This window comes from Mastigocoleus sp. MO_188.B34 (assembly GCF_030065675.1).
Taxonomy (GTDB): Bacteria; Cyanobacteriota; Cyanobacteriia; order Cyanobacteriales; family Nostocaceae; genus Mastigocoleus.
In genome coordinates this window covers 22,618-33,921 of record NZ_JASJDK010000009.1, presented here as the reverse complement: position 1 = coordinate 33,921, position 11,304 = coordinate 22,618, and the positions used below count along the sequence as shown (strand labels likewise).

The following is an 11,304-nucleotide window of genomic DNA, read 5'->3' as shown; positions in this document are numbered from 1 at the left end:
TTTATGGCTAACGCCACGCCGTTACGGGCTACAGTTAACTGTTATCATTTAATTCTTACTCATTACTTACTACTAATGTGTTTCGCATTACTACAACAATCTTGAATTGGTTCATTAGCAATCTCGTCCAAGTCAACAGATTGCAATAAATCTTTCCAATCATTCAAAAATAAGGTATTTTGTGGTTTATTACGACGAAGTTTAGCTAATATTGCGATCGCATCTTGCCAAATACCTGCTCGAGCATAAATTTTTGCTTTTTGCTGTGGTGTAGCACCTTCCAATTCTTGTTTTAAATTTGGTTGTAGAGGGATCCTTTTAACAAAACCCTCAATAGCCATATCCTCAGAAATACTTCGCGGATTGCAATCTACTAAAAAATACCAGTGATAGTACTTTCCGATTTCTAAAGGTTTTGCTGTTTTAGAAAGCTTGATCCCAATCGTTCCCGGTTTTTGAGGTATATCAACCCGAATCGGCTCTTTTGTCATAGGGTTCTTGGCTTCATCCAACAACACAAACTTTAAAGAATTGATTTTACCGGATGTATGAGGAACATAAAACCAAAAGGTTGGATATTCTAAGGTTGTTAACCCCAAACCCGATTTTGACGATGGATCTGCAATTTTTTGGGGATCTGGTTTTTCACCAATCTGCATTAATGGTACTAAAGCAGTAAAATCGGGTTTAGTTGCAGGACATTCTTCACTACGAGTTCCTGCTCCTTTCCGGTCTTTTGGTGCGCCTCTATTTGCTGGTTTTTTATTTAAAGTTGGTTCAATAAAGCGGATTCTGCTGCTATCTGACTGATTAGAATATGCTGGGGATCGCGTAACATTAATAATTGTCAAAGCGAGCAAGCAAGGAAGCAGCATCTGTAAAAAAGAAAGCTTATTCTTAGTCATTAGGGATTACACAATGCAATAAAAGAAAATGCAAGAAATTAATTGCAATAAAGAAAATACAATAAATTAATTGCAATAAAGAAAGTGCAACAAAAATTAATTGCAATAAAGATAAGGTCAACTGAACTTCTTGCGATGCTTACAAATTAATTTTTATATCAATAGCGTACAGGTTGCTGGACAGAGCCTAATGCTTTCTTTTGAACGGAAAAGTCAGTGTATATTTTGACAAAAAGTGTAGTAATTAAAAAGGATAATACTGAAGGTACAATTGGTATCCAACCACCTTGTAATAACAAAAGAAAACAAACTAAAAACTGAGTTAAAAGTGCATTACCGATGAAAATAGATCGTTGTAATTGGGAACCATTGTATAAAGCGATCACCCCTCCCAATAAAGACCAAAACCAAATCCATATAAGCTCTCCCGAGCCAGACCAAACCCACAATAAGGAACGCCCATCCAAAACAGCACTAAGAATTTGACTCACCATGTGAGCGTGAATAATTACCCCTGATAGTTTTCCATGGGGTGTTAAAAAAGTATCTCTAACACTTTCCGCCTCAACTCCAATCAAGACTATATTGTTTTTAATCCAATCAGAATTGAAATCTCCGTTTAATGCTTGTGCAAGGGTAATTTGTTTCCCAACCGTTGGTGAAAGGCGATAATTTAGTAATACTTGATGACCTGCTGAATCAAATTTTTGGTAACCACCCGTGGGAACATCAATAGGCTTAAAGACAACATCACGAAATTGAAAATGACCTTTGTTGTTAAATTGAAGCTTAATACCTTGACTTTCCAAATATTTTTTTGCCAATTGTAGGCTGAAGGAATATTGAGTTTTACAAGAAGAATCAGGTTCTGGAGTAAGGGAAATCAACTGACGACGAATAACAAAATCACTATCTTCAACAACATCACTGAAGCCTACACGTTGTGCAGGAATTTCTGGAGGAGGTGAAGTACCAGGTGAATGTTGGTTTTGACCACTAGCTTTACAAATTGCAAAGAAGTTGTCATTCTTTCTCAAACGATTTGCTAAGTTAGGATATTTAGTGTCTACGGAAAAATCACGATAAATATCCAAGCCAATTGCTTTTGGTCGATGTAGTTCTAATTTTTCCAATAGTTCTTGTAATACTGGATCAGACAGGGAAGATTTTTGTCTTTCCCGTTGAGCTTGAATATCCGCTTCCGTGAGTGTAATAACCAAAATGCGTTTGTCTGGAGCTTCTGCGGGTTTGATCCGCGTCATCGAGTCAAAAGCTGACAATTCCCATTTTTGCATCAATCCTAGAGTTCGGACTCCCGTCAAACAAGCAGTTACCATAACACTTATAGTTAATGCTGTTTGTAGGTTTACCCGATTAAACCTAGAGAAAATATCGCGTTTTTTACGACCGCGTAATTCTTCCCAAGTGGGCGTTATTTCCGCTGGATTTTGGCAAATTACTGGTAACCAAGAAGCTCCAGGAAAATTATCCTCTAAACCTTGCAACTGTAAGCGTGCATAACGCACTGCTAAATGTAGTGACTCCCCTGCTGCAAATGATGTCAAAAAATTTTTCAAAAACTCATGAGCGATAAGATCTGGTACATTTTCCCGCATGACAATAGTCTGGGGAATATTTAGATCGCCTAATTCTTTCGCTAAACCCAAACCATCACACGAGTTAAAAATAGCCAGTTTCAAGCCCCGAGCGATCGCATATTTGAGAGCATTTTTTAATTCAGCAACTGTTAAACAGTTTTTCCGGTTAATATGTATTTTTCCTGTATCTTCTTGACTGTGACTATGTCCAGCAAAAAATAAAATATCCCAGCCCTGTTTATCCCAGAGCCATTTATCTAATTCTCGACGTGAAGGTTCTACCAGAAACTTCATTGATGCATCAGGTAATTGCTCCAACAAAATTCGGTCTTGTTGAACATCAATTCCTTGACTATTACCTAAAATAGCTAATATTCTTACCTTTTTGATATTTTTTTGGGAATTTTTTTGAACTTGCTCGTAATTAAGTTTGCTTAAACCCACTTCTGCTTTTTGATAATCCTCAAAGAAATCCCATAAATGCCAAGGAAGTCGTCTTATGGTGTAGTCATTACTTTCAATAATGACCTGAAAATCTTCATCTAAAGATAATCGCGATCTTAAATTTCGATCTATCGGGCGAAATGAAGTGGAGTTTAGCCAGATGTTAATGTGTTCGCATAACCACTCACAAACTTCATTAAAATCTGATTCACTAACGTTTGTTAAACCTTCTGTGTCTATTTCCAAATCTTCTGATTCTAGATTTTCTGATTCTAGATCTTCTGATTCTAGATCTCCTGATTCTATAGCCTCAGAATTTGATAAAGTATTAGCCTCGACATCCAGTTTAATATTATTTGCGAATTCAGTACTGGTTTCAATTTTGGGCTTTTTGACTAATGTTAAGGGGGTACGTTTTCTTAGAGACTGATAAAGTGCGCTATATATTGATTTAAAGCGTTTATATAATTCGTAAATTTCTGGCGCTGAGGGTAAACCGCCATAGAATTGTGTTGGGCGAGAATTATTAGTTTCCCAAAGCTGAACTGTAACTCTTGGAAATCCTTGATTTAAGCTACCTTCCCCCAGATTAATAACAACTAACTTAGTCATTGCTAATTCCGCTCTTACTTGGTGTTGATTGATAGCATTTGATGGGCAATAAATTTAGTTTTGATTGGTATAAGAGCAAGCCTCCCTATTTCTTACTATGTAATTGGGTTTTATTTCATACTGGCAACTGTCAGTTTAATAGCTGAGGTCACCTTAGTAATAATAAATACTATTTATCGGTAAATTCTTATGTATGTATATGCTGGGCTATAAAATATTGTTTAGGAATTTGGATACCTTTGAAAGCTTATCTATGAACTGCTGGAGCACGATAATTCTAATTCTCAGTCTTAATTCTCAGACTTAAATTCTTAGATTTAGATGGCATTAAATTATATAGTATAAACTTAAACAAATTTATAGTCTCATATTTATCTTTCCCTGCTCTGTAATTTAATGAATGACACAAAATGTACATGCTATTTAATTGTATATATTTTCCACACAACAGCTAAATCACACGGAGAAAACTTAAAGTATTACATAAATTTAAATATCAAATTTTAAATATCAAATCTTTTCAGTTCTCCACTGATTTAATTAGTAAAATAAGGATTTCTACTTAAGGAAATCAACTGTAATTTATGGTATTTCAAGTACATTTTTGTGTATTTACTAAGTGATGGTTTCCATTTCTCTGGATTTTCAGCACTTACTGCAACCTTAAATTAAAACTTTCCTTTCGATACTTTTGCATAAAATATTTTGCACTCCTTTCTCAAAAGATGTGAGTTTTATGCTCGACCCTATAATTTCAAAACAAACACAGTTTCCTGTGATTTAGCAAACTTATTTACATAAAACTAGTTAGAATAAAATATTTGTAAGTACCAATTTGAAGTTAACTTTTTTGAAATTAACTTTTATGTATACAAGCTTGGTAATTAAATTTAATTCTTTTACTACGATAATTGATTGTTCTTAGATTTTGAACTCATAAAACTCATATAAATTTCATAAGATATTTACCACAAAGATATGAGTTTTATTATGAGGTATGTATGAGTTTTTTTTGGTCTCCATACCCATACCCAAACATTTTCCCAAAATATAATCTCTTCAAACCTTCACCTACTATTGCTTATGGGTATTTGCAAGGATCATTTGCCCATATGCAACAATATCACTTTAGATTTGGGGTCTTGTAGCGAAAAATGATTTAAACTCCACAAATATAACAATTGAACCCAAAAACCGCCATAATTAATCAAATATATTTCTGTGATTCCCCGTTTACTGTTCCCTATAATCCAGAATCTTAGGAATGAGAATTTAATAAACTGCAACTCTGAAATTTGTAATGGTGCGTTACGCGATGCTAACAGCACCCTACTTTTGTACTTTATTTAATCTACCTTCCTTAACTTCCCTAATATCTTATTATAATCAAGCAAAAATCAGTTTAAACAAAAATCGATCTATAAATTCTATTTTGAACTTTTAAGGTTCCTTTTTGTTTAACAACCAAACCCGATAAAAGTAATTCCCTTTCCTCTGAACTATCAACCGCAGCAATCTCTCCCTTGTCCAGAATTTTTCGGTAGATTTCTTGCAAATGCTGCGATTGTTTGCTTTTAAGCAGTCGGTCGCGAATAGTTCTCAGATGCTCTGGTTCATCTTGTGATTCCCAGTTATCTATGACATTTGTCCGTACCAGATTTTCAATCCATTCTGCTTCTTTATTAGTAGGAATAGATGATGAAGCACTGCGGATGAGTTTACAAATTTTTTGCGTTAAAAAAGGTTGACCGCTCGTCCAAGATAATATCTCTTTGAGAACTGTTTGAGGATTACTCACTTTTTCCGCTAACCCTTGTAATAGGGGTTGGGCTTCATGTTCTCTAAATCCTTCCAGTTGAATCGCCTGACCAATATTAAATGGAGTAGTTTGAATATCGCTCATTAAGTCGCTGGGGGTAGCAACCCCAAAAAAAGCAAATGTTAAGCATTTATATTTCTGATTTATACTACGCTGATTATAGCAGGATCTAATAAAAGCAAAAAAGTCATTAACGGGAAAATTCAGTCCTAAGACACAGTCGATTTCATCGATAAGAATAACTATTTTTTTTGGTGAAACATCATCTTCTTGAGTGACTTCGGTCAGTAAAACTTCTTCAATAAATTGACTTAATCGCTGAACCGGAGAAACATCATTTCGTTCATTCCACCAGTTTTTGATTTTTACCTTTTTGAGCAAACCAAAACTTCGCCACAGTTCTACGGCGAATCCTTTGTACCATTGTTCGGGGGTAATATTTTCACAACCAATACGAGTTAAGTCAATCGCCCCACATTTAAAACCCTCGTGCTGGAGTTGATGCATCATTCGCACCATCAAGCTTGATTTACCCATCTGTCGGGGATTGAGAATATAACAAAAATCCCCACGTTTTAATGCTTTATATAAATAACGGTCTGCAGCACGTACTACGTAAGTTGGAGCATCCATAGGTAAACTTCCCCCCACCTGATAATCAAAGTTTGAAGGTTGTTCGGCGTTTCTGAGTAACTCGTTTTCAAACAATAGTTCGGCTTGGGTTGCTTTAAGAACTTCTAGAAGTTGTGATAATTCTTGGGTACGTTCTGAGACTTTTTGTTCCAAAGTGCGATTAGACTCAGCTAACTCATCTTTTGTTTGCTGCAGAGCAGCATTCTTGAGTTCCAGTTCGCGAGTAAACTCAATCCGCTGGGCTTCTGCTTGTTTTCGTTCTGTAATGTCAGTAAAAGCAGCTATAGCATAAACAATATTGCCCTTTTCATCAAAAACTGGTTTGGCGGAAACTTCCAGGGGTATAATTTTCTGTGGCAAATGAAGTTCTAAATCTTCTTTGTTAACAGTCTCGCCAGAAAGTGCTCGCGCAATTGGCAATTGCTGTGCGGGGTATAACTCTTTGGTTCCCGATTTATATACTTGGTAGGCTTCGGGTAATTCCTTAATATTGATTTTTGAAGAAGTATTACTTTGTTGTGCTAACTTGTCGGATATCTCATTGGAATAGTAAATCTTACCCGTGGAATCACAAACAGATACACCCACTGGCATTGCTTCTAGAAACTGATTGAGTCGGTTTTGATTTTCCTGTACCTCCGTGTAGAGTTTCGCATTGGTAATAGCGATCGCAGCTTGACTAGATAAAAGCTGAAGAATTTTCAACCGATCTTGGGTAAAAGCTCCTACAGTCAAATTATTTTCCAAATAGACAATTCCCCTCAGCTTTCCTTGGTCGAGCAATGGGGTACATAACAGAGATTTTGTTTTATGAAATTTAATATAAGGATCGTTAGTAAAATTGCCATGATTAACGGCATCATTTTTGAGAACTGTTTCTCGCGTACGAGCAACATAATTAATAACTGATATGGGTAAATAATTATTAATAGAAATTGACTTTAAGACAGTAATATCATCCTCATCAATAGAACCAGAAGCTTCAATGAAGAGTTTTCCTTCCGTTTCTAATATTAGGTAACCAAATTGCGCCCCAGCATTTTCGATGAGAATTTTCATCAAGGTCGCCAATAGCTTATCCAAAACAATTTCACTAGAAATAGCTTGGGATGCTTTCATGATGGTAGCAAAATCTAAGATTTCTCCCGAACGAGTTCCACTGGTGGTTTTGGTCATTGTTGTTAGTATATCTGCGATGGAAATAGAAGCAGAGGATTTTACTAACAAGTGGGGATATTTAGTTTCTAAGTCCCTAACTTTTGCTGTAGCTCCCCATAAAGAATAAAGGTAGTGTGATTCATTGAAATAGGTTTTAGCAATTTTTTCTTTGCCCCAATCCAGATAGAATTTTGCTGCTAATTCGTTAGCTAAAGCTTCTTCGTTGATGTACTCATGTTTCTCTGCTGCGGCGATTGCACGGTCATAGAAATCCATTGCGTCAACATAGGAGTTTTGAACTCGATGCTTTTCTGCTTCTACTAAGTAAAATTTGTGCAGGTAATTGGCTGGTGCATTATCCGCCCATTTCTGCATTTTTGCTTGATTTACAGCAACTCTTGCTAAAATTTGCTGTTGTTGAGAATTAAAACCTTGAGAATTAGAATCTTGAGAGTCAGAATTTTGAGAATCAAAATCTTGAGAATTAGAAACAGAACTATAAATAGCAAGGTGAGCTAGAGAATCATAAAAATGGAACAGGGGAATTAATAAAGTTGAAGTTGCTCCATCTAAATATTGTTGAGCATTTATGGCATTCTCAACAGCCTGGTGATATTCTCCAAACAGATAACACAGGTGTAATTTATTAACATATAAAGCCGCAAGTGCATAGCGATCGTTTGCCTTTAGATGAAGCGGTACCATAATACTTTCATGGTAAATTTCCCCAATTAAATAGCAGGGATCATCTGAGCGACCCATTAAATTTAAAACACCTTGACCGTATATTTTTAGATAGTTAAGGGTATTTTTTTGTTTGAGTTTACTGAAAGCTAACTCGTAGGCTGCGACTTCTGATGATAACTCACCTAGCTCTTTACCAACAAAAGCTGAATGAAACAAATAAAGATAAGCGCAGGTAGTTCCATAATATAAATCTCCTACGTCCAAACCAATCTGATAACCAGATTGAAGCGATACTAATGAGTTTTTGAGAGGTTTTTTCCAGATACTAATTGATGTTATAAATACTGCAGTTATTCTAGGAATAAGTTCTTTGGCATGAAATTTATCAGCAAGGTTCACAGCCAGACATCCAAATTGATACCCTTGCTCAAATTCCTCTAACAAACCACATAAAATTAGTCCATAATTAACATAAGCAAAAGCAGATAGGGAAGTATTCCCATATTGGACAGACAAATTAACCTGTTTAGATACCAATAGCGGTAACATTTCAGGAGCAGCAATAAAGACAGAAGAAAATATAGAGCTTGTTATCTTTATAGCCGCTAATTTTTCTGGATCGGTCATTGGAGGTAAATTAATTAGATCCTCTATTTGCTTAACTGCTAAATGGCTTTGAGTTTTTTCTAGTTCCTGTTGAATATCTAATAATTGAGGTGATTCAGGAAAAATACAATCTAATCTTTGTAGAACTGGAAGGGCGATTTGAATAGATTCTAACTCTTTATTTTGCGAATGATAAGCATCTATCTTAACTTCATAAACTTGGACTTTATCCAGTAAAGTTTGAGATTTTTGCAGTACTAGTGAAGAAAAATTTTCCATTTCTTCAAAATTGCCACTTAAATAAGCAACTTCTACTATCTCTGAATATAGATTTAATGTGAGTTTATAGTTAGTCTCCCAACTATCTTCTGCTAAGAGTTTTTGACCTGTTTTCAAGTATTTTAATGCTGCTTCATAAGCATTAGCTACTTTTGCCTTTTCTGCGGCTAATAAATTTAATTTAGCAATTTCATCTTGTTCTGCTTTATCAGTAATTAATTCACAACCCAAATTAAGATGATCGACAATTTTAAATATTTTCTCTGATAACTCATCCGGTTGAGTGTTTTGCCAAAGTAAACGACCGATTTTTAAATGAGTGAGTGGTTTCTCTGTCGGTTCTATTAGAGTATAAGCAGCTTGCTGGATGCGATCGTGTCCAAATTTATAATCTTGGATTAATAGCTGTTCATTTAATTCCGATAAAGTAATGATTAAACCCGTATCAATCGCTGGAGTTAAATAGTGAAAAATTTCAGTAGCTGGTTTTTCACTGATAATTGAAATAGTATTTAGATCGAATTCTGCACCAATACAAGCAGCCAAACTCAAAATATATTGAGTAGACCTAGGCAATTTCTGCATTTTACCGATCGTAAATTTTAGGAGATTATCTGTGCTTGCAATCCTTTTAATCTTTTTCAGATCCCATTGCCAATACCCCTGGGATTTTTTACCTCGACTATTCTCATTATGAGAATGGGTAAATACTAGTAAATTATCTGAGTATATAGTTTTGAGAAATTCACTCACAAAAAAAGGATTGCCATTGGTTTTTTGCCAAACTAATTTTGCTAGTGGATTTACTTCTTTTTCCGTATTATTGAGTGTGTCTGTAATTAACTGATTAACATGCTTAAGTTTTAAAGATTTTAAAATAATTTGGTTAATTATTGCCCCTTCTCTACGTAAATTTTCCAGAATAATACTCAAAATATGGGTGGGGCTAATTTCATTATCTCGATAAGACCAAATCGAGAATAAATATTTAATATCTACATCTAGAATAATTGATTCTATTAAATTCATACTTGCAGAATCAGCCCACTGCAAATCATCAAGAAATAGAACTAAAGGATGTTCTGAAGAACAAAAGACGCGAATAAAATTTTTAAATACTAAATTGAAGCGATTTTGCGTCTCGGTTGCTCCTAATTCTGGTAATGTTTGTTGCTTACCAATAATTAATTCTACTTCGGGAATAACATCAATAATTACCTGACCATTTACTCCCAATGCATTTAAAAGCTTTTGACGCCATAGATTCAGTCTTATTTTACTTTCACCCAATAGTTGCTTTACTAAACTAGTAACAGCATTAACAATTCCAGAGTAGGGCGTATTACGCTGAAACTGATCAAACTTTCCAGATATAAAATATCCTCGTTTTTCGGCAATTGACTTGTGGATTTCCTGAACGAGTGTTGTTTTTCCCGTACCAGAATATCCGTTCACTAACATAATTTCCGTCTGGGATAAGTTTGATTTTGCCCCTGAAACTCTTTCAAATGCTTCAAGTAATGTGGCAACTTCTTCCTCTCTACCGTATAGTTTTTGAGGAATTTGGAATTTATCTGCCAAATCTTGAGTTGCGATCGCAAAATCTTCTATTTGTCCCGTAGTTTCTAACTGTCTCCAGCATTCTTCTAAGTCAGCTTTAATCCCATAGGTGCTGCGATATCGTTCCTCGGCTGTTTTTGAAATTAATTTCATCACCATCCGAGATAGAACCAGAGGAATATCGGAATTAACTTGATGAGGTGATACGGGTTGTTTTGCGAGATGACAGTGAACTAATTCCAAGGGATCACTAACATCAAAAGGTAATAATCCAGTAAGTAGTTCGTAAAATGTAACTCCAAGGGAATAGAAATCAGTACGGTAATCTAAACTACGATTCATCCGTCCTGTTTGTTCTGGGGAGATATAAGCCAAAGTTCCTTCAAGAACGTTGGGACTTTTCAGGCTGGGATTTTCCTGCTTAAGGATAGTAGCGATACCAAAATCAATGATTTTGATTTGTCTGGTTGTGGTGTTTAAGATAATATTGGCAGGATTGATATCTTTGTGAATAATCTTAGCCCCATGAATTTTACCCAAATTTTCAACTATCTGAATAGCAAGTGGGAAAAAATCTTCTAACAATAAAGGTTTTTCCTCAATCCATTTTCTTAGAGATATTGCTCCAAAATCTTCTAAAATAAGGATTAATGTTTTTTGATAAGGTTCTAAACCGTAAGCTTCTATCGCTCCATCAAAGTTAAGGCTACGGATAGTTTTATATTCTTGTTTGTAACGGGTAAGTTCTTGCGCTGTGGGATATTCTTGTTTGAGTACCTTAAGGATTACAGAACGATTATCTGAGGAGCGAATCGCTTGATATACTTGTGAGTTAAAGCTTTCGTAGATTTGGGTCAGAATTTGGTAGCCAGCCAGAGTCACCATGATAAGCCAATTAAAATTTTAAGCTGATGAAAGTTTATTTCAGATACAGCACTTTGCAAGTAAATGAGGTACGCCCTCACCCTATCCTGACGGACATCCCTCTCCCAATTATGGGAGA

The 11,304-nt window shown here is 35.4% G+C and carries 3 protein-coding genes; all 3 read right to left on the bottom strand.

Annotation, left to right across the window (positions count from 1 at the left end; translation table 11 throughout):
• Positions 1–62: 62 nt before the first annotated feature.
• The 3 genes from QNJ50_RS03520 to QNJ50_RS03510 all read right to left on the bottom strand — a co-directional run bounded on the left by QNJ50_RS03520 (position 63) and on the right by QNJ50_RS03510 (position 11,186).
• A complete protein-coding gene (locus QNJ50_RS03520) occupies positions 63–905 on the bottom strand; it encodes a DUF928 domain-containing protein (RefSeq protein ID WP_300632042.1) in 843 nt (280 codons plus the stop codon).
• A 158-nt stretch (positions 906–1,063) separates the two neighbouring features.
• Entirely contained in the window at positions 1,064–3,559 is a 2,496-nt protein-coding gene (locus QNJ50_RS03515) for a CHASE2 domain-containing protein (RefSeq protein WP_300632039.1), read from the bottom strand.
• Between the two features lie 1,402 nt (positions 3,560–4,961).
• Positions 4,962–11,186, bottom strand: a complete 6,225-nt coding sequence (locus QNJ50_RS03510; protein WP_300632036.1) for an AAA family ATPase — start codon at positions 11,184–11,186, stop codon at positions 4,962–4,964.
• Between the last annotated feature and the right edge of the window lie 118 nt (positions 11,187–11,304).